This is a genomic window from Gammaproteobacteria bacterium (assembly GCA_003696665.1).
In the GTDB taxonomy this organism is placed as follows: domain Bacteria; phylum Pseudomonadota; class Gammaproteobacteria; order Enterobacterales.
Genome location: RFGJ01000050.1, coordinates 1 through 19,914, shown reverse-complemented (window position 1 = coordinate 19,914; position 19,914 = coordinate 1). Strand labels below are relative to the sequence as shown.

Here is a 19,914-nt window from a genome sequence, read left to right as displayed (position 1 = left end):
GTCGTCACATCCTGAATACGCCAAACTTCGTTTCCGGAATAGGTGCATTGAGCGCGGCAGAAATGCCAAGCGCCAACACCATTCGAGTATCTCTTGGGTCGATCACACCGTCATCCCACAGCCGGGCGCTGGCATAGTAGGGATGACCTTGTGTTTCGTATTGCTGGCGAATAGGGGCTTTGAATGCTTCCTCTTCCTCGGCAGACCAATCAATACCTTTGCGTGCCAAGTTATCGCGTTTGACCTGTGCGAGCACATTCGCCGCTTGTTCTCCACCCATGACAGAAATACGAGCGTTCGGCCACATCCAAAGAAAACGTGGATTATAGGCTCGCCCACACATACCGTAGTTCCCCGCACCAAAGCTGCCGCCAATAATCACGGTAAACTTTGGCACCTGTGCACAAGCGACAGCTGTCACCATTTTTGCGCCATGTTTGGCAATGCCTTCCGCTTCGTATTTTTTCCCCACCATAAAACCGGTGATATTTTGCAAAAAGACCAGAGGAATCTTCCGCTGACAGCAAAGCTCAACAAAGTGCGCGCCTTTAAGCGCAGAATCCGAAAACAAGATTCCGTTGTTGGCAACAATACCGACCGGATAGCCCCAGATTCTCGCAAATCCGCAAACAAGTGTTGTGCCGAACAGTGGTTTAAACTCGTCGAACTCAGAGCCATCGACAAGTCGGGCAATCACTTCACGGACATCGTAGGGCTTTTTCAGATCTGCTGGCACGACGCCTAACAGCTCGTCTGTATCATAGCGAGGTGCCTGTGGAGGCGAAATGTCCAGCGAAGTCTTTTTGCTGTGATTCAAATTGGCAATGATGCGGCGCGCAATCGCCAGGGCATGTTCATCATTGTGCGCATAATGATCGGTGACGCCGGACGTACGACAATGCACATCTGCACCACCGAGCGCCTCCGCCGTGACCACCTCACCAGTGGCCGCTTTGACCAGGGGCGGCCCTCCCAAAAAAATGGTGCCTTGCTGACGAACAATAATGGATTCATCGGCCATAGCAGGGACATAAGCGCCACCTGCTGTGCAAGACCCCATCACCACGGCAATTTGCGGAATACCCTTGGCGCTCATATTGGCCTGGTTGTAGAAGATACGGCCAAAATCATCCTTGTCAGGGAATACTTCGTCCTGCTGTGGGAGGTTGGCACCGCCAGAATCGACCAAATAGATGCAGGGCAAACGGTTTTGTTCGGCGATCTCTTGCGCACGCAAATGCTTTTTCACAGTTTCTGGGAAGTAAGTACCGCCCTTGACGGTAGCATCATTTGCCACAATCATGCACTCACGGCCCGATACCCGGCCAATCCCGGTAATAATACCTGCGGCGGGCACTTGATTATCGTACATGCCGTAAGCGGCAAGTTGCGACAATTCCAAAAAAGGTGACCCAACATCCAACAGGGTGCGAACTCGATCTCTCGGAAGCAGCTTGCCGCGTGAGAGATGCCTTTCCCGCGCTGCTTCACCGCCACCTTGGTCAATTTGATTCACGGTGCGACGCAAATCATCCACAAGCGCCGACATAGCGGCATAATTATCCTGATACTCTTGGCTTCTTGGGTTGGTCTTCGACTTCAGGATACTCATAAGTGCAGGTTCCTTGGTTAATCCTCATTTAACAGACAGCGTCCGATCACGATACGCTGAACCTCACTGGTGCCTTCATAAATCTGACAAACACGGACGTCACGATAGTATTTCTCGACAGGGAAGTCCTTGAGATACCCATATCCACCATGGATTTGTATGGCTTGGCTGCAGACCCACTCAGCCATTTCCGAAGCGAATAATTTAGCTTGTGAGGCCTCTTTTAAACACGGCTTGCCCGCATCACGCAATGCCGCCGCACGAAGGTACATCAGGCGAGCTGCATCAATGCGGGTTGTCATATCTGCAAGTTTAAATTGAATGGATTGGTGTTCCGCGATCGGTTTGCCAAAAGCATAGCGTTCGCAGGCATACTGTCTCGCGGCATCAAATGCCGCACGCGCAATACCGACAGATTGCGCTGCGATACCAATACGCCCACCCTCAAGGTTAGCGAGCGCAATTTTGTAACCTTCACCCTCGGCACCTAATCGGTTCTCTACCGGAATTCGGCAGTTGTCAAAAGTAATCTGGCAAGTATCCGACGCATGTTGCCCAAGTTTTCTTTCGACGGCGGTGACGGTATAACCCGGTGTATTTGTAGGCACAATAAAAGCACTAATGCCTTTTTTGCCGAGTTCCGGGTTGGTGACAGCAAAAACGATGGCAATGTCCGCATGTTTTCCGGAGGTGATAAACTGCTTCACACCGTTAATCACATAGTGGTCACCATCGCGGATCGCCTTCGTCCGCAGATCGGCTGCGTCAGAACCCGCATGCGGTTCGGTCAAGCAAAACGCACCAAGCCATTGGCCGGTTGCCAGTGGTTTCAGAAAGCGTTCCTTTTGTTCGTCCGTTCCAAATTTCAAAATAGGCATGCACGCGACCGAATTTGTGACACTCACAATGGTTGCGCAGGCAGCATCACCGTACGCAATCTCTTCAATCACAGTGGCTGCAGCCACATGCCCAATATCACACCCGCCATAGTCCTCTGGGACCAACATGCCAAAGAATCCCAGCTCTGCCAGCCCCTTCAATGCATCACTTGGAAACTCGCCATTTTCATCCCAGCGAGCCGCATGCGGGATGATCTCGGCGGCGACAAAGTCGCGCGCCGCATCGCGAATCATTCTTTGTTCTTCATTAAGAAACATTACAAGACCTCAATGGCAATGGCTGTGGCTTCGCCTCCACCAATGCATAGGGCGGCCACCCCTTTTTTCAGTGAACGCTGCTTTAGCGCATGCAATAGGGTCACAATGATTCGTGCTCCGGTCGCGCCAAGCGGATGGCCAAGAGCACAAGCACCACCATGAACGTTGACCTTGTCATGCGGAAGTTTGAGATCGTGCATTGCTGCCATAGTGACCATCGCGAAGGCTTCGTTAATTTCGAACAGATCGACGTCGTCCGTGGTCCAGCCCGCTCGTGCCAAGACCGCTTCAATCGCACCCACCGGTGCAATGGTAAACTCGGCCGGTTTCCGAGAATGAGTAGCATGGGCAACGATGCGCGCCATTGGAGTCAAGCCCAATGCATTGGCTCGAGACTCGGTCATCACCACCAAAGCGGCGGCACCGTCAGAAATTGAGCTGGCGTTTGCTGCTGTGATAGTGCCATCTTTACGGAAGGCTGGCCGCAATGTGGGGATTTTTTCCGGTTTCGCTTTGAGCGGCTGTTCATCCGTATCCACAACGTTTTCGCCTTTTCGAGTCTGAATGGTCACCGGCGTGATTTCGTCTTTAAAAGCCCCCGTGTCTATCGCACTTTTTGCACGGCGTAACGATTCTAATGCAAATTCGTCTTGCGCTTCGCGAGTAAATCCGTATTGATCGGCGGTTTCTTGAGCAAACACGCCCATCAGCTTTCCTTTGTCATACGCGTCTTCAAGCCCATCCAAAAACATTGCATCCTTGATCTCGCCATGTCCCATTCGAAAACCGGAACGGGCTTTGGACAGCAAGTAGGGCGCATTGGTCATACTTTCCATCCCGCCAGCGATCATAATCTCGCCATTGCCTGCTTTCATCAAATCATGAGCGAGCATGACGGTTTTCATCCCCGAACCACAGACTTTGTTGATGGTCGTGGCGCCGCTCTTGTACGGCAAGCCCGCACCGAGGGCCGCTTGCCTAGCCGGCGCTTGACCAAGTCCAGCAGGGATAACACAACCCATGAACACTTCATCGACCATGTCGGCATCAATACCGGCCCGCTCAATAGCCGCCCCAATGGCGATAGCGCCAAGGGTAGGGGCTGACACCTCTGCCAACGCCCCCTGAAAGCCGCCTAATGGTGTTCTCGCAGCACTTACAATGACAATATTATCCTGTTGCATCGTTCAACCCCTCATCACTATGCAGTTTCTTTAAACAGTTCCCGACCAATCAACATGCGACGAATCTCGGATGTCCCCGCACCGATTTCATAGAGCTTAGCGTCGCGCAATAAGCGACCCGTGGGATATTCGTTGATATAACCGTTTCCACCCAAGCACTGAATGGCGTCAAGCGCCATACGTGTCGCGCGTTCCGACGCATACAAAATGGCACCTGCGGCATCTTTCCGAGTCGTTTCACCACGGTCACAGGCCTTTGCCACAGCATAGACATAAGCCCGACAGGCGTTCATGGTCGTGTACATATCGGCCAGCTTCCCTTGCATCAACTGGAACTCGCCGATGGCCCGCCCAAATTGCTTTCGCTCATGAACATAAGGGATGACAACGTCCAAACAAGCCCGCATGATGCCCAATGGTCCGCCAGCAAGCACGACGCGTTCATAATCAAGCCCACTCATGAGGACACGAACACCCTCATCAACCTTGCCGAGCACATTTTCCTCCGGCACTTCGCAATCCTCGAACACCAGTTCACAGGTATTTGAACCGCGCATGCCAAGTTTGTCGAGCTTCTGGGCTGTGGAAAATCCGGGAAATTGCTTTTCAATAATGAAAGCGGTGATGCCATGCGCTCCTTTCTCCGGTGACGTTTTGGCGTAAACCACCAACACATCCGCATCCGGTCCATTAGTGATCCACATTTTGTTGCCGTTGAGAATGTAGCGATCGCCTTTTTTCTCAGCGCGCAACTGCATACTCACCACGTCAGACCCGGCATTTGGTTCACTCATGGCCAGCGCACCGACATGTTCGCCGCTGACAAGTTTGGGCAAATATTTCTCTTTCTGGGCTTTGGTGCCGTTTCTCCGGATTTGATTGACACACAGGTTGGAGTGTGCCCCATAACTTAGGCCAATGGACGCCGAAGCACGCGAGATTTCTTCCATCGCAATCACGTGTTCAAGGTAGCCCATGCCAGCACCGCCATATTCCTCCTCAACGGTGATGCCAAGCAGTCCAAGTTCGCCCAAGACGGGCCACAATTCATTCGGAAAAGCGTTTTCTCTATCTACCTTTTCTGCAATAGGGGCGATGGTTTTCTGGGCAAAACCCTCGACCATCTCACGAATCATATCTGCGGTTTCACCAAGGTCAAAATTTAAACTTGGATACATTGCTTTCCCCTCTGTGATTTATGAAAAACGTGAACGATTGGATTTCGGCACGCCCTCGACCTCATGCACCTGAAGCCTGGCTTCAATCGATGCCATTTCGTCAAGCATCTGCTCTATACAAGCTTTTTGTTCGAGCAGTTGGCGGCGTCTCTCGGCGATTTTGGACAACAGAAGCTTGCGCTGCGCTGACTCGTCCTCTGGGCTACGGTATAGACCGATAATTTCCTTGATTTCTGCTAACGAAAAACCAATGCGCTTTCCGCGCAGAATCAATTGTAAGCGCACCCGATCACCATGCGTGTAGATACGCTGCGTTCCCTTTCGCTTCGGCTTGAGAAGCCCCATGTCTTCATAATGCCGGATCGCGCGCGTCGTCACGCCGAACTCCTTGGACAAATCGCTGATGGTAAATTCCTTCGTCATGAAGGAGAGACCTGTCAATCTGATGCGTTGTGCCACAATTCTAGTTTACGCTTACGTTAACGTAAAGATGAGGCAACAAAAGGTCAGACCACAAAAATCTTAGGTAATACATTAACGTTCATATATAACCGATTGATAGTTCGTTACTTTGGAAGCATTCATTCTAATTCGCGCCAATCTTAAAACCAAACGATCTTGGACGAATTTTCAGCTATGGTCTATTCATAGTGATGTCGATGATGATCGACCGCTATTCAAGTAACCTTGACGAGAAGAGAAGGAGTCTTCATGAAAAGATATAAGCGCGACCGTTACGAACGAGCTGAAAAACAAGGATACATGGCCGGCATCAAACGAAGATCCAAAGAAATTTGTCCCTATCAGGAAATGACCAAACGAGAACGATGGCTAAACGGTTGGCGTAAAGCGAGAGAACACATCCAACTCGGCATCATTCATTAATTTACACTTTTATCAGAGTAACAGGCCGTATGGCGGCCATGCCCCGCAAAAACGCGGGGCTTTTACTTATGGGACAATTGGTTGAGAAGCGATTCCAAGGCCCATAGAAAAAGCCCTTACAGAACAAATGCTGACAGTCTATACTTGGTCGTCAATACACCGCACTTGATAGGCGGAGAATCGTGTATCACGGACGAGTGAGTCCTCATCCGTGATACTGGACACATCACGCAGTTTCAAGTGGTTTTGTGTCCGTAACGGGCAGGAGCTCAGTGACCTGAATCTTATGTGCACTCAGCCCTTTCGGTCCCTCGACTAGTTCGAACTCGACGCGTTGACCGGTTTTAAGTGTTCGAAAACCTTCCATCTGAATTTGTGAAAAGTGTGCGAACACATCTTCGCCGCTGTCGTCCAGTTCGATAAAGCCATATCCTTTCACGTTATTGAACCATCGAACGGTACCCTGTGCCATTGCTCAGTTCCTAGTTGGTTAACTTCATTTGTACCAGCGCAACCAAGATTGGGCGTGGCGCGCAAATCATCCCTAGAGCCGCATTCCGTCGTCAAGAAAAAACCACGGTTTTTGGTAATATTTCACAATCAATCACTTTCGACTGATGCGTCCGGTGCTTTCTGTTATAATTTACCCCGCCTTTCACAACCCATCTGTTCACCTGTCTCCCTTGTGGTGAATGCAGCAATGAATGACGAGATCGTAATTATTAAAGCTTCGCACGATGACACGCTTGTGACGCCGAAAACAGCGGATCCAATCGTCCAGGAACCTCCGCGTTACCGTGTTGTCTTATTAAACGATGACTACACGCCAATGGACTTTGTCGTCGAAGTGTTGCAAAAATTTTTTGGCAAAAGTCAGCATGATGCTGTGCGTATCATGCTCGAGGTACATCATCAGGGGCGAGGCGTGGCTGGTATTTTTACACCAGATATCGCGGAAACCAAGGCAGCCATGGTCAATGATTACAGCCGTGCCAATGGACATCCACTGACTGCGGTGACCGAACGCGACGATTGATAGGACCAACGTCCGCGCTCGGTATCGACAACATCAGATTCAATTGGCAAAGTGCGCATGAACCGACTAAAGTTTAGGTATGGCCAAGGCAAACCAAACCAAGTCTGCAGGCGTCACTATACAAAAGGGCAATACGAGGTAGCGCAATGTTGAGCAAAGATTTAGAACTCACGTTAAATGAAGCGTTTCAGCGAGCGCGTGAGAAAAGACATGAGTTCATGACAGTGGAACATCTTTTGCTCGCGTTACTGGATAACGAAGTGGCAGCGAATGCCCTACGAGCTTGCGGCGCGAATATCGAACGCCTTCGTCATCATTTGAACAAATTTGTCGATGAAACGACACCATTGTTGCCAGACGATCCCGATCGGGATACACAGCCCACACTCGGATTTCAGAGGGTGCTACAACGCGCGGTATTTCATGTCCAATCTTCGGGCAAAAAAGAGGTGAACGGGGCCAATGTTCTCGTCGCCATTTTCGGTGAGCAAGAAAGCCAGGCCGTCTATTTTCTCAGTAAAGAGCGGGTCACACGCCTTGACGTCGTCAATTATATTTCGCATGGCATCTCCAAAGTGCCTGGACAAGAAGCCACCCATGCTCAAGAAGAAGAACAGGATGAAGGCGCCCCGCGTAAAGAGGGCACGGATCCATTGGTTGCCTATGCCACCAACCTGAACGAATTGGCAGCAGAAGGGAAGATCGATCCACTGATTGGGCGTGAGCAAGAGCTTGAACGAACGATCCAGGTACTTTGTCGCCGCCGCAAAAACAACCCACTGTTCGTTGGTGATGCGGGTGTTGGCAAAACAGCCATTGCGGAGGGGCTTGCCAAAGCCATCGTCGACGGAAATGTGCCCGAGGTCATTGCGGATGCAACAGTGTACAGTCTAGATTTGGGCGCATTGCTGGCAGGGACGAAATATCGGGGAGATTTCGAAAAGCGGCTTAAAGCGCTGCTTAAGCGCCTGAAAGACGAACCAGGCTCTATCCTATTCATTGATGAAATTCATACCATCATTGGCGCAGGTGCCGCTTCAGGTGGCGTGATGGACGCGTCGAACTTGATCAAGCCACTTTTGGCCAACGGCGAGTTGCGCTGCATGGGGTCCACAACCTTTCAGGAGTATCGAGGGATTTTTGAAAAAGATCGGGCTCTGGCACGCCGATTTCAAAAAATTGATATCGTTGAGCCATCCGCTGAGGAAACATTTCAAATCCTCAAAGGGCTCAAGAAACGCTATGAAGCCCATCATGGTGTCCGTTATACCGTGGCTGCCTTACGTGCGGCTGCGCAGCTAGCGGCCCGTTATATTACGGATCGGCATCTACCTGATAAGGCAATTGATGTCATTGACGAAGCTGGTGCTCGCCAAAGGCTGAAGCCAGAAACCAAGCGAAAAAAAACCATTGGTGTGCATGAAATCGAGCAGGTCGTTGCGTCAATGGCCCGGATTCCTGCGAAAACAGTCACCACCGATGACCGTAAATCACTCCAAAACCTAGAACGGAATCTGAAGCTCGTCGTCTTTGGACAAGACGAAGCCATCGAGCAGTTAGCCGCTAGTATCAAACTGGCACGTTCTGGCTTGGGCGCGGAAGACAAGCCGGTTGGCTCTTTCCTGCTCGCAGGTCCGACAGGTGTCGGCAAGACAGAGGTGACAAAACAATTGGCTAAATGTCTGGGGATTGAGTTGATTCGCTTCGATATGTCGGAATATATGGAGCGCCATACAGTCTCAAGACTTATTGGGGCGCCGCCTGGTTATGTCGGTTACGATCAAGGCGGCTTGCTTACCGAAGCGGTCAATAAGACACCACATGCCGTTTTGCTTTTGGACGAAATAGAAAAAGCGCATCCAGATGTTTTCAATCTGCTTCTGCAAGTCATGGATCATGGCACTCTGACAGACAACAATGGGCGTAAAGCCGATTTTCGAAACATTATTCTGGTGATGACCACCAATGCCGGGGCAGCGGAGGTAGAAAAAGGCAGTATAGGATTCACAACAACACGTGCCGACGTTAAAAACCTGGACGCGATTCAAAGGACCTTTACGCCCGAGTTCCGGAACCGTCTTGATGCGGTGCTTTGGTTCAACCATTTATCTCCTGAGGTTGTACAATCCATTGTTGACAAGTTCCTGGTTGAGCTTCAAGCACAACTTGATGAAAAAAGCGTCGTGCTAGAGGTAACTGAGAGGGCTAGGGCATGGCTTGCGGACAAAGGTTATGATCGCCGCATGGGTGCGCGCCCAATGGCTCGCGTGATTCGCGAACACCTCAAGCGGCCCCTAGCAGATGAGTTATTATTTGGTCGATTAGCCCGCGGGGGGCATGTTGTGGTCGATGTCGACAAGGACAGCGACGCGCTTTCTATTAACATTCAAGACAAAACGAAGATGCCGGCATAAGCCGGCATCTTCGTTTTTACGGTCGCCTTATCTGGAGCGGAAAACGATTCGCCCCTTGGAAAGGTCATAAGGAGTGAGTTGGACAGTCACTTTATCTCCAGTCAAGATGCGAATGTAATGTTTACGCATCTTCCCGGAGATATGGGCTGTCACAATGTGCCCATTCTCCAACTGGACACGGAACATGGTATTGGGCAACGTTTCAATGACTGTGCCCTGCATCTCAATGTGTTCTTCTTTTGCCATAACAAATATTGGACTCTGTTTTCTTACCCTTTAAGTCGCGTCGAAGGGACGCGATTCTCAAGAGAGCCGTATGATGACGCATTTTTAATCATTTGGCAAAAATTTATCCACAGAGAGCCAGCCGCTTTGCCTATCAAATAATTGACAGCCAGGGAAATTGGTTTTGTATGCCATTTTCTTACAATTTCGGAGCCAAAAACCAAGATAGAGGTGTTCCGCATTGAAGTCTCTGGCCAGTTCAATTTGTTGCAAGATGGCCCATACGCCAAGACTGCGCTCTGGCAGGAATGGTGAAAAAAAGGTGTACACAGCAGAAAGACATCTCTCGGCCAAATCTGTGACTGCCACCGCAACCAGTTCCCCCCTAAGGAAACCGCATAGGAAACGGGTTGTTGCCCAGCTACTTTCGGCAAAGGCCAAAAAATGATTGATGTTTGGCGGATACATTGCGCCGTCTCTATGTCGGAGACTGATGTATTGCTCGTACAACCCTACGAGTTTCAAGTCGACAAACGGGGTCCGCACTTCTATTTTGAGTTCCGTATTCTTTTTTAATATTCGTCTGTGCCGGCGGCGCAGTTTTACGTCATCAATACATATACGACAGGGGATACAGGCCTGACAGGTTGGGCAAGCAGTCTGGTACAGAAAATCTCCCGACCGACGATAGCCGTTGGCGAGATAATTTGCATAGTCTCGCGGTGTGTAATGTCGACGTTCAACAACAGACAGCCGCCATAACCGATCTGAAAGATATGGGCACGGTTCGGCTGGTGTGAGCGTTTCAATCGTCTCGTTCGGTCGACCGATATGATTGGTACGATTCATTGTGCTTGCCACTTGATTGGACCACATGGCCATTCTATACCACTTTTTTGACGTTCCCTTTTAAGCAATTCAATAAATTCTGAACGAGGGATGGTGACGGCACCTAATGACATTAAATGCTCGGTTGGCAATTGACAGTCGATGACACTGACCCCTGTGTTCAACGACAGTTGACATAATACCGCCAGCGCCATTTTTGACGCGTCTGGTCGGCGAGAAAACATACTCTCTCCACAAAACATGCCTCCAATTCGGATACCATATAGCCCGCCAATGAGAACATCGTTTTCCCAAACCTCGATGGAATGTGCGATTGCGCTTCGATGCAAAGAAATGTATACCTTTCGCATATCCTCTGTGATCCATGTGCCATTCTGTCCCTTGCGTGGTATTTCAGCACACCAACGAATCACATCTTCAAAGGCGCAATTGACCGTAAAATGATATTTGGAGTTACGTAACCGTTTTCTCAATGAACGACGAATTTTTAGATGGCTCGGCCAAAGCACACAACGCTGGCTCGGACACCACCATAAGACTGGACTGCCATCTTCATACCACGGAAAGATACCACGTTGATATGCTTCGATGACCAGCGCCTCAGACAGTTTTGTGCTAAAAGCGAGCAGGCCATCTGGCGCCTGACACGCCTTGCTGACATTCGGAAAATCATCCGGGTTCTCGACAAGGTTGAGAAGAAGCTCAGACATTTCGCACTTGGCCTAATTATTGCTATCCTTTGGGAGAGAATTACAAATTCATTGTACACTGGTCTGGGGAGGAACGCTTGGACTTCGAAAAGCTAGGTCTGAAGATCGGTATCGCCATGCAGTTACAAAGGGAAGGCGATGCTAGGCGTTATGTTGTGCGATTGATTGGCATCGAGCCGCGCCATGGTGTCATTGTGACACCTCCCAGGGATCGCGATGGTAAGACCTTGTTCCTTCGGGAAGGTCAAAATGTCATTGTTCGATTTGCTATGCTCAATTCGGTCATGGCATTCGAAACCAAGGTGCTCGAAGACAAAGTCAAGCCTTACCCACATGTACACTTGGCCATTCCAAAGGAAATCGAGAGCATCGAAGTACGGCGGGCCGCGCGTATTGAAACAGACATGCAAGTCACGGTGATCAATGAAACGACCGAAAGCGCGCCAATTGTGGCTCGCCTTGCTGATTTAAGTCCAATCGGTGCTCGCGTTGAAAGCCAAAAAGAGCTCGCCGAAAAAGGCAACTTACTTTCGCTTTCTTTTACGGTCAAAATCGCACATTACGAATATACATTGACCATTCGTGGCACAGTGGTGGCAGCTGGCGCCGTTGATGAAACAAATACAGGACAACCATATTACCTCGGCGTCCAATTTCACCCACCAGATGAAGAAGACGCTGCGCCTTTGTATGCCTATGTTTATCAGGAATTGCTGGCGGAACTAAACTTTATATGAATGATAGTGCGGCAGGCCATCCGCTGGCCTTGCCGTTTAGAGAGACTAGCCATTGTGCTCGAGGAAGCGTTCCGCATCCAAAGCCGCCATACAGCCTGAACCAGCCGAGGTGACTGCCTGACGATACACTTGATCGGCAACGTCACCACACGCAAACACACCTGGAATACTTGTTGCCGTGGCATTCCCACGGCGTCCCGCATTCACAACGATATAGCCGTTATCCATTTCCAGCTGACCTTCAAACAGATCGGTATTTGGTTTATGTCCTATTGCGATAAATACACCCTGTAGGGGGATGGTTTCCATCGTATCATCGACGGTAGAACGAATACGCACGCCAGTCACCCCTTGTTCATCACCAAGCACTTCATCCAGTACCCGATTCCAGTGGAGCACGATGTTACCTTGTTCAGCTTTCGACAGTAATTTTTGCTGTAGTATCTTTTCGGCTCTCAACGCATCACGTCGATGAATGAGGTGCACTTCCTTGGCGATATTTGAGAGGTATAACGCTTCTTCGACCGCCGTATTTCCTCCACCAATCACCGCAACCACTTGATTTCGATAAAAGAATCCATCGCATGTTGCACAGGCACTGACGCCGCGACCAAGATAGGCCTGCTCCGACGGCAACCCTAAATATTTGGCCGATGCGCCCGTCGCTATGATTAACGCATCACATGTATAGATAGCGGTATTGCCTTCTAAACGAAAAGGGCGCTGCCGTAGGTCTGCTTTTTGAATATGGTCGAAAATGATCTCGGTTCCGAAGCGCTCGGCGTGTTTGTGCATACGTTCCATCAGCTCCGGGCCTTGCACACCATCCGGATCTCCTGGCCAGTTTTCTACGTCAGTGGTTGTTGTCAATTGACCGCCTTGTTGCATTCCAGTGATCAAAACCGGATTTAAATTGGCTCGGGCCGCATATACTGCAGCCGTGTAACCAGCCGGCCCAGAACCAAGGATTAATAGTCGGCAGTGTTTTATCTCGCTCATTAGTTGTCACCCAAATTCAATTTGTACGTTAGTGAGAGATTGTACGAGATTTGACGCCAAATGCCACTGACGCACAACGTTTGAATACTAAGGAACAAGAGAAAAACCAAATGCACCTGGAGATACAAGCGATTATTTTAATGGCGGAGCCATGCCATCTAGCCGCCTCGGACTGGTTGCTTTTCCTGCACTTCGGTATAATCCGCCCACCATTCGCCAGTTTATTGACACTGTCAACGCAACAATAGAGAGGTAATAGGCGTGCTCGAAAGTTACCGTCAACATGTCGAAGAGCGAGCTCAACTTGGTATTCCCCCCAAGCCGCTGACCGCGTCGCAGGTAAACGAACTTGTCCAACTATTGAAAGACCCACCAGCCGGTGAAGAGTCTTTTCTGATGGAGCTGTTTGTCAACCGGGTGCCCCCTGGTGTGGATGAAGCTGCCTATGTGAAGGCGGCCTTCCTAACCGCCATTGCCAAAGGGGAAGATTCCAGTCCGCTGATAGATAAACAAGAGGCGGTTCGTCTGCTTGGCACCATGTTAGGTGGTTATAACATTGAAACACTGGTCGCGTTGTTAGATGATGCTGAGTTGGCAGCGCTAGCCGCCGAGCAGCTCAAGAACACGCTTTTGATGTTTGATGCATTCCACGATGTGGCTGACAAAGCCAAGGCTGGCAATCCGCACGCGCAAACCGTTATCGAGAGCTGGGCGGAAGGCGAATGGTTTACCAACAAACCAGCGCTCCCTGAAAAAATTACGCTGACCGTTTTCAAAGTGCCAGGCGAAACAAATACCGATGATTTGTCACCGGCACCGGATGCTTGGTCACGCCCCGACATTCCTTTACATGCACGTGCCATGCTGAAAATGCCTCGCGAGGGCATCACGCCAGACAAACCCGGGGAAGTCGGGCCCATTAGCCTGATCAATGAACTCAAAAAGAAAGGCCATCCGCTCGCTTATGTGGGCGATGTTGTCGGGACCGGGTCATCGCGCAAGTCGGCGACAAACTCCGTACTATGGCACATGGGAGAAGACATTCCTTACGTCCCAAATAAACGTGCAGGTGGTTTTGTCTTGGCAGGAAAAATTGCGCCAATTTTCTTCAATACCATGGAAGATTCTGGCGCACTCCCGATCGAGAATGTGGACGTCTCTTCCCTTGAAATGGGCGATGTCATCGATCTTTATCCCTACGAGGGCAAAATTGAGAAGAACGGGGAAGTGGTCGCCACATTCCAATTAAAGTCCGACGTGCTTCTCGATGAAGTTCGCGCTGGCGGGCGTATTCCGTTAATTATCGGTCGAGGTCTGACAGCGCGCGCCCGTGAGTTCTTAGGGCTGGGTCCCTCAGATCTTTTCCGCAAGCCACCACAAGTGCCTGATACGGGCAAAGGTTACACTTTGGCACAAAAGATCGTCGGACGAGCCTGTGGTGTTGAAGGTGTTCGTCCTGGACAATACTGCGAACCCAAAATGACGACGGTCGGTTCACAAGATACGACTGGGCCCATGACGCGCGACGAACTTAAAGATCTTGCGTGTCTTGGCTTTTCGGCCGATCTGGTGATGCAGTCATTCTGTCATACAGCGGCTTATCCAAAGCCGGTCGACATTGAAACGCAACACACGTTGCCCGACTTTATCATGAACCGGGGCGGGGTTTCGCTACGGCCTGGTGATGGCATCATTCACTCATGGCTGAACCGTATGCTGCTGCCTGATACCGTAGGTACCGGAGGCGACTCGCATACCCGTTTCCCGATTGGCATTAGTTTCCCCGCGGGTTCGGGTCTCGTTGCGTTTGCTGCAGCAACCGGCGTCATGCCTCTGGATATGCCTGAGTCTGTTCTGGTCCGCTTCAAAGGTGAAATGCAACCGGGTATCACTCTACGTGACTTGGTCAATGCCATCCCTTATGCGGCAATTCAGCAAGGACTATTGACGGTTGAAAAGCAGGGCAAGAAAAATGTGTTTTCGGGTCGTATTATCGAGATCGAAGGTTTGCCCAAACTTAAAGTGGAGCAGGCGTTCGAACTATCGGATGCGACAGCAGAGCGTTCAGCGGCAGGCTGTACCATTCAGCTCGATAAAGAGCCCATCATCGAGTATTTGCAGTCCAATATTACGCTGCTTAAATGGATGATCGATCAAGGCTATGGTGACAAGCGGACCATTGCCCGTCGCATTCGCAAGATGGAGGAATGGCTCGCCGATCCACAGCTACTTGAAGCGGATGCGGATGCAGAATACGCAGCCGTCATTGAAATCGATCTCAATGAGATTAAAGAGCCTTTATTGGCCTGCCCGAATGATCCGGATGACGTACGACCTTTGTCCGAAGTGGCCAACACCAAAATTGACGAAGTGTTTATTGGCTCTTGTATGACCAATATTGGTCACTACCGTGCCGCAGGCAAGCTGCTTGAGAAAGCGAGTCAGATTCCGACACGGCTCTGGATAGCGCCGCCGACGAGAATGGATCAATACCAATTGATGGAAGAAGGGTATTACAACGTTTACGCCAAGGCCGGTGCTCGTACGGAAATGCCCGGCTGCTCGCTGTGTATGGGTAATCAGGCACGCGTCGCCCCGGGTTCGACCGTTGTTTCAACCTCAACAAGAAACTTCCCGAACCGTTTGGGCGATGGTGCGAACGTTTTCCTCGCGTCAGCTGAACTGGCTGCCATCGCAGCGATTCTCGGACGCTTGCCGACGGTCGACGAATATCTCGCGACTATGCGAGACATCGATACTATGGCAAGCGACATTTATCGCTATCTCAATTTCCACGAGATCGAGTCATACAAGCAAGCAGCAGGTAAAGTGCAGATTCCGGTTGAAACCGAACTGGCTTAACAGCGCTAGAAGAGGCTGGACATTGGACCAGCCTCTTTCTCTACCTAGCTTGATTTTTTATTTCACGTAAAAAGCCGAACGCTACCAAATGCTCCGCGACACCTTGTGCCAAACGCCGGTATCCCTGAGCATTCAAGTGCACGGCGTCGCTGTGTAATGACGGATCAGACAAAAGCTCCGCTAATAAATCTTTAATGACCGGCACCTGTAGCTCCTCGGCAATTTCTTCGTACAGTGGGTGAGGGCGCAGCAGTATGCCTGGTTTCGGTACTGCTATCATCACCACCGGAATATGCTTCGCTTGAATGGTACGGATGATATTTCTAATATTGCGCCGCGTTTCTGCCTCCGGCCGTTTTTTAAGAAAGTCATTGCCGCCAATTAACAATAAAATCAAATCAATACGAGGCCTATCTAAAGCGCTTTCTAGCCGAGACAACAGATCAGATGACTTATGACCCGAGACGGCCTCAGAGATGACTCGCCATCCGGTCAGTTCTGCCAACTGACTAGGATAACTATCCTCAGCCTCTGCGCCGACACCGACCGTCAAACTGTCACCAAGTGCAAGAACAACCGCATCATCTGGCAGAGGATGGCTTGACCACTGTTGCGGCTGGCAAGCGTTGACAAGTATCGCAAGGTGTAACACGAAGAAAAAAACATGGTATGGGTTTAGTTTCATATTTGATAGAATCCGCCTCTCTCGCACACAAATTCTTCCGTTAGGGCAGAGTAATTTAACATGAAACCAATTCATATACTTGTTGGTACCGTTTACGGAAAAGCCTTGGAATGCGCTGAGGCGGTCAAAGAAGTCTTGGCGAAAGCAGGGCACGAGGTCAGAATTTTTGAACAACCCACCTTGGATGACGTTAAGTCTGTCGATACCTTGCTTATTGTCACATCAACAACAGGTGCCGGCGACTTACCCAGCGAACTTGAAATCTTGTACTTTGAACTCGAACGAGACTGGCCAAACTTATCCGACAAAACATACGCGGTGTTCTGCCTTGGCGACTCTTCTTATGGTGATACTTTTTGTGGGGCAGGCAAGCGAATGGATCAGATTTTTTCTGAACTTGGGGCGACGCAACTTAAGCCGATGGCAATGGCAGATGCTATGGAAACATTTGAACAGGAAAAGCTCGCCACAAATTGGGCTAAGGAATTGCTAGACAACGGACTGGCAGGCTAATGCTAACGCCGTGGGCAATGGTTCTGGTGGCGACTGGTGTGACCCTTGGGGCACCATTTTTGATTGAGCGTTTGAACCGCAGCACTCGTTTTCGTCATTGGCTATCATTGGCGTTAACGCTCGCCACAGGCATGATTCTAGTCTTTGAAGTACTTCCTCATACCATTGAACAACTGGGTATTTGGGCGCTGGGACTAGCCTTAGTTGGCGCTGGTTTGCCTGGGCTGATAGAGCATCTGTTTCATAAGGCTGCACGCGCCACGCATATTTTTACGCTCGGCCTTGGCATCGTTGGTTTGGCCATGCACGCGGCAATGGATGGCATGTCATTTACCGAAGTCCATCTTGCGCAAGGTGGACTATGGCTAGCGCTGGCCGTCGTACTGCATCGATTACCGATTTCGATGGCATTATGGTGGCTCTGTCGAGAGGCTTTTGGCACGCGCACCGCATGGGCTTTACTAATGGCGCTGGCTGCTGGCACATGGCTTGGCTTCCTCTATACCGAACACTTACTTAAAAGCGTCATGGCAGATGAATTTGCCCAGTTCCAGGCGCTCATGTCAGGCATGCTTCTGCACTCACTGATTCACCGACCGCACGAACACGCTCGCCATTCCCACTAAAAACCAAGAAAGGGGGTACATCCAAATCACGGCATTTGTTCTATTTAACATAATATACATTATGCGACATTTGGTGAATTTCTATCATTGCTTTTCTGGGACGGCATTCATCCCTCGGTTTATCCCCGAGGTTTATCATGTGCGTTTTGGGCCAACCATTCATTCCATTTTCTTGCCACTTCTGGCTTATGCTTGAGTGCCTCGTCGAGCGTCGTCCGTAACACTTCAGGATTTTGTCTAAGGTAGTCGATGGCTTCCGAACTGAAACCGAGATCCTTCAAAATGGCAACGGGTTCCTTGAGGTCAACAGAATGCCCATTCTGTTCCTCTGTGGAACTTAAACGTGTCTGAAGCATTTCCAGTCTAGGGCCAAGATAAATTTGGACAGGATTGACAAGGCGCGCTGCGAATTTATCAAAATAAGGTAACAAGACACTTCGGTCATTGAGCGGTTTCGGTGCCGGTGCAATGGTCAATCGAAGCAATAATACAGTTATGGTGACAGCCAGAACAGCTTTGGCACCACCAATCAAGGCCCCAAGGACGCGATTGACGCCCCCCAAACCAGTGGCTTCCATCAATTGCGTCAATAGATACTTCAGCAACGCAGCCGCGAGCATGACCGCGAAGAATGGAATCGACCATGCCAACGCCCAACGCGCCATTTCGTTATCAAACCAGCGGCCCAGTTGCCAATAAACAGTCGGCGCCAACCCTTTGGCGACCAAGATGGCGGCCACCCAGGCGATCAGAGCAACAAGTTCCGCCGCGAATCCGCGGAACAAGCCAATTACCGAAAATGCGACCAGTAGCCCAAGAATAAGATAATCTATCCAGTCAAGAATTGGCATCGAAATTCACTGAATATCCACTACAATTCTGCCGCAATTGTACCGGTAAAACAGCAGGATATACACTTTTTATTCGTTGGCCAGCTCAGCATCATAGATGTCCGCCAGCGGTGCGGGATGAGTGTCCAAGTACGCGATGGCTGGCTGGAAACCTTGTCCTGCGGCAAACCGCATCCACTGACGGGCAATATAATTATCAGCTCGCACGCCATAACCATCCAGAAATGCTTCGGCGATGAGGTATTGGGCTTCCGCATCACCTTGTCTTGCCGCACGCATCAGCCAACGGTAATAAGTTTTTGGATCGTCAGCATTCAACTTTCCAAGCTCTCTTTGGGCTGGCGCAAACCCCATGCGTGCGGCGCTGGTCAAATATGTTGTGCGTAACTGGGCAGACTGTTTCATCGCCGCATCATACAGGGCGTTTGGAGATCGATGCGCCAGTGCTTTTTCAAACCATTTCTTGGCGAGTTGTGGATCTTTCGGTAAAAAACGTCCCTGCCCGTAGAGTACCGCAAGGTCATACATCGCCTCCCCATGGCCCAAGCGTGCGGCTAGACGCAACAGCCTTAGATCTGGTGAATCAAGCGACGTTTTATCGCCGTGGCGCCAGGCTAGACGGTAAAGCAAATCGATATCGCGCCGCTCGTACGCTTTGTCGATAAACTTTTCAGAAAACCGATAAAATGTCTTGCGGCACGCTTGGCTCCGACATTTCCCTAAATTAAAGGATACAAAAAAATAATCGCTGGTTTTCAGGATACTTGGCTGCGGCGGAGGCGGTTGCGGCGGTGCGCAAGGGTCAAAGAAAGGCTCCGCCGTATAAAAATAGCTCGGCTGTGCCCTCGCCAATACGCCCATTAGGTACCATCGGTTGGCGAGCTTGACGAGCAATGCTGCCCCAGCATCATTGTCCAACATAGCGGTGCCATATTTTCGAACCATCCAATGATGTGAAATCGGATCCCATGATAAATGTCTAGACAAGAGTACGTTTTTCTTGGCCTGCGTCGGATAAGACAGACTCCGACTGCCGAAAGATACGAGCTTCACAGGGATTTCTAATTGCGCTTTCGCTGCAAGCGCTTTCAGTAGTTCAAGTTCCTTCGCACGCTTGATCGGTGTGATTTTTTCAAGGTCAAGAAAAGCGAGCGGAATTGGCTCGGCCAATCGGATAGTGGCCACTCCTGACAATTGCCCTGGGCCTGTTGGAAAAATCGTAAATTCGTCGCTGGTAAAACACGCCTCACCTGGCTGATTGAACGGCTTTTGGCGACCAATACAAACCATCGCTTCCTTAGCACGCGCTTGCCCTTCCCTTTGATACAGACAATGGCTTGCTGTCACCGCCGTCTGTTCATCGAGCAAAACGCCACTACAAGCAATGTCAG

General features: G+C 50.3%; 20 protein-coding genes. 7 read left to right on the top strand and 13 right to left on the bottom strand.

Annotation, left to right across the window (positions count from 1 at the left end):
* Positions 1 to 4: 4 nt before the first annotated feature.
* Genes D6694_01580 through D6694_01560 form a run of 5 tightly spaced genes read right to left on the bottom strand, consistent with a single transcriptional unit; the run spans position 5 to position 5,554 of the window.
* Complete coding sequence (locus D6694_01580) at positions 5 to 1,612, bottom strand: methylcrotonoyl-CoA carboxylase (protein RMH47744.1); 1,608 nt, start codon at positions 1,610 to 1,612, stop codon at positions 5 to 7.
* 17 nt (positions 1,613 to 1,629) lie between these two features.
* A complete protein-coding gene (locus D6694_01575; protein ID RMH47743.1) occupies positions 1,630 to 2,769 on the bottom strand; it encodes an acyl-CoA dehydrogenase in 1,140 nt (379 codons plus the stop codon).
* Complete coding sequence (locus tag D6694_01570; GenBank protein ID RMH47742.1) at positions 2,769 to 3,953, bottom strand: acetyl-CoA C-acyltransferase; 1,185 nt, start codon at positions 3,951 to 3,953, stop codon at positions 2,769 to 2,771. Before D6694_01570 ends, D6694_01575 begins: the two co-directional genes overlap by 1 nt.
* 17 nt (positions 3,954 to 3,970) lie before the next feature.
* Positions 3,971 to 5,131, bottom strand: coding sequence for an isovaleryl-CoA dehydrogenase (locus D6694_01565; GenBank protein ID RMH47741.1), 1,161 nt, complete (start codon positions 5,129 to 5,131; stop codon positions 3,971 to 3,973).
* 18 nt (positions 5,132 to 5,149) lie between these two features.
* Positions 5,150 to 5,554, bottom strand: a complete 405-nt coding sequence (locus tag D6694_01560; GenBank protein ID RMH47740.1) for a MerR family DNA-binding transcriptional regulator — start codon at positions 5,552 to 5,554, stop codon at positions 5,150 to 5,152.
* 288 nt (positions 5,555 to 5,842) lie between these two features.
* Between D6694_01560 and D6694_01555 the strand changes: the two genes are divergently transcribed.
* Positions 5,843 to 6,016 (top strand): ribosome modulation factor, encoded by a 174-nt coding sequence (locus D6694_01555; protein ID RMH47739.1) that lies wholly within the window; start codon positions 5,843 to 5,845, stop codon positions 6,014 to 6,016.
* A gap of 226 nt (positions 6,017 to 6,242) precedes the next feature.
* Here D6694_01555 and D6694_01550 read toward each other — a convergent pair whose 3' ends face one another.
* Positions 6,243 to 6,488, bottom strand: coding sequence for a hypothetical protein (locus D6694_01550; protein RMH47738.1), 246 nt, complete (start codon positions 6,486 to 6,488; stop codon positions 6,243 to 6,245).
* A 228-nt stretch (positions 6,489 to 6,716) separates the two neighbouring features.
* On the opposite strand from D6694_01550, the gene clpS reads away from it, so the two are divergent.
* Together clpS and clpA are read left to right on the top strand one after the other, a co-directional pair.
* Positions 6,717 to 7,052, top strand: a complete 336-nt coding sequence (gene clpS, locus D6694_01545; protein ID RMH47749.1) for an ATP-dependent Clp protease adapter ClpS — start codon at positions 6,717 to 6,719, stop codon at positions 7,050 to 7,052.
* Positions 7,053 to 7,198: 146 nt separating this feature from the next.
* The gene (gene clpA / locus D6694_01540; protein RMH47737.1) at positions 7,199 to 9,466 is read left to right on the top strand and encodes an ATP-dependent Clp protease ATP-binding subunit ClpA; all 2,268 of its coding nucleotides are present in this window, start codon (positions 7,199 to 7,201) and stop codon (positions 9,464 to 9,466) included.
* 27 nt (positions 9,467 to 9,493) lie between these two features.
* Here the strand turns inward: clpA and D6694_01535 are convergent, their stop codons facing one another.
* The 3 genes from D6694_01535 to D6694_01525 all read right to left on the bottom strand — a co-directional run bounded on the left by D6694_01535 (position 9,494) and on the right by D6694_01525 (position 11,250).
* Positions 9,494 to 9,712: a translation initiation factor IF-1 gene (locus D6694_01535; protein RMH47736.1), complete on the bottom strand. Its 219-nt coding sequence runs from the start codon at positions 9,710 to 9,712 to the stop codon at positions 9,494 to 9,496.
* 84 nt (positions 9,713 to 9,796) lie between these two features.
* Positions 9,797 to 10,573: an arginyltransferase gene (locus tag D6694_01530; GenBank protein RMH47735.1), complete on the bottom strand. Its 777-nt coding sequence runs from the start codon at positions 10,571 to 10,573 to the stop codon at positions 9,797 to 9,799.
* Positions 10,537 to 11,250, bottom strand: a complete 714-nt coding sequence (locus D6694_01525; protein ID RMH47734.1) for a leucyl/phenylalanyl-tRNA--protein transferase — start codon at positions 11,248 to 11,250, stop codon at positions 10,537 to 10,539. The genes D6694_01530 and D6694_01525 overlap by 37 nt, the downstream gene beginning before the upstream one ends.
* A 29-nt stretch (positions 11,251 to 11,279) precedes the next feature.
* Here D6694_01525 and D6694_01520 point away from each other — a divergent pair, with 29 nt between their 5' ends.
* The gene (locus D6694_01520; GenBank protein RMH47733.1) at positions 11,280 to 11,987 is read left to right on the top strand and encodes a flagellar brake protein; all 708 of its coding nucleotides are present in this window, start codon (positions 11,280 to 11,282) and stop codon (positions 11,985 to 11,987) included.
* Between the two features lie 45 nt (positions 11,988 to 12,032).
* Here D6694_01520 and trxB read toward each other — a convergent pair whose 3' ends face one another.
* Entirely contained in the window at positions 12,033 to 12,986 is a 954-nt protein-coding gene (gene trxB, locus D6694_01515; GenBank protein ID RMH47732.1) for a thioredoxin-disulfide reductase, read from the bottom strand.
* Between the two features lie 261 nt (positions 12,987 to 13,247).
* Here trxB and acnB point away from each other — a divergent pair, with 261 nt between their 5' ends.
* The gene (acnB, locus tag D6694_01510) at positions 13,248 to 15,848 is read left to right on the top strand and encodes a bifunctional aconitate hydratase 2/2-methylisocitrate dehydratase (GenBank protein RMH47731.1); all 2,601 of its coding nucleotides are present in this window, start codon (positions 13,248 to 13,250) and stop codon (positions 15,846 to 15,848) included.
* Between the two features lie 40 nt (positions 15,849 to 15,888).
* Here the strand turns inward: acnB and D6694_01505 are convergent, their stop codons facing one another.
* On the bottom strand, positions 15,889 to 16,608 hold the full coding sequence (locus tag D6694_01505; GenBank protein ID RMH47730.1) for an arylesterase: 720 nt from the start codon (positions 16,606 to 16,608) through the stop codon (positions 15,889 to 15,891).
* On the opposite strand from D6694_01505, the gene D6694_01500 reads away from it, so the two are divergent.
* Positions 16,594 to 17,046, top strand: coding sequence for a flavodoxin (locus tag D6694_01500; protein ID RMH47729.1), 453 nt, complete (start codon positions 16,594 to 16,596; stop codon positions 17,044 to 17,046). The two genes, D6694_01505 and D6694_01500, sit on opposite strands and share 15 nt — an antisense overlap.
* Positions 17,046 to 17,672: a hypothetical protein gene (locus D6694_01495; GenBank protein ID RMH47728.1), complete on the top strand. Its 627-nt coding sequence runs from the start codon at positions 17,046 to 17,048 to the stop codon at positions 17,670 to 17,672. Before D6694_01500 ends, D6694_01495 begins: the two co-directional genes overlap by 1 nt.
* A gap of 119 nt (positions 17,673 to 17,791) precedes the next feature.
* Here the strand turns inward: D6694_01495 and D6694_01490 are convergent, their stop codons facing one another.
* The gene (locus D6694_01490; protein ID RMH47727.1) at positions 17,792 to 18,523 is read right to left on the bottom strand and encodes a CvpA family protein; all 732 of its coding nucleotides are present in this window, start codon (positions 18,521 to 18,523) and stop codon (positions 17,792 to 17,794) included.
* A 69-nt stretch (positions 18,524 to 18,592) separates the two neighbouring features.
* Positions 18,593 to 19,914: hypothetical protein (locus D6694_01485; GenBank protein ID RMH47726.1), on the bottom strand; the 1,322-nt coding region annotated here is incomplete at its 5' end.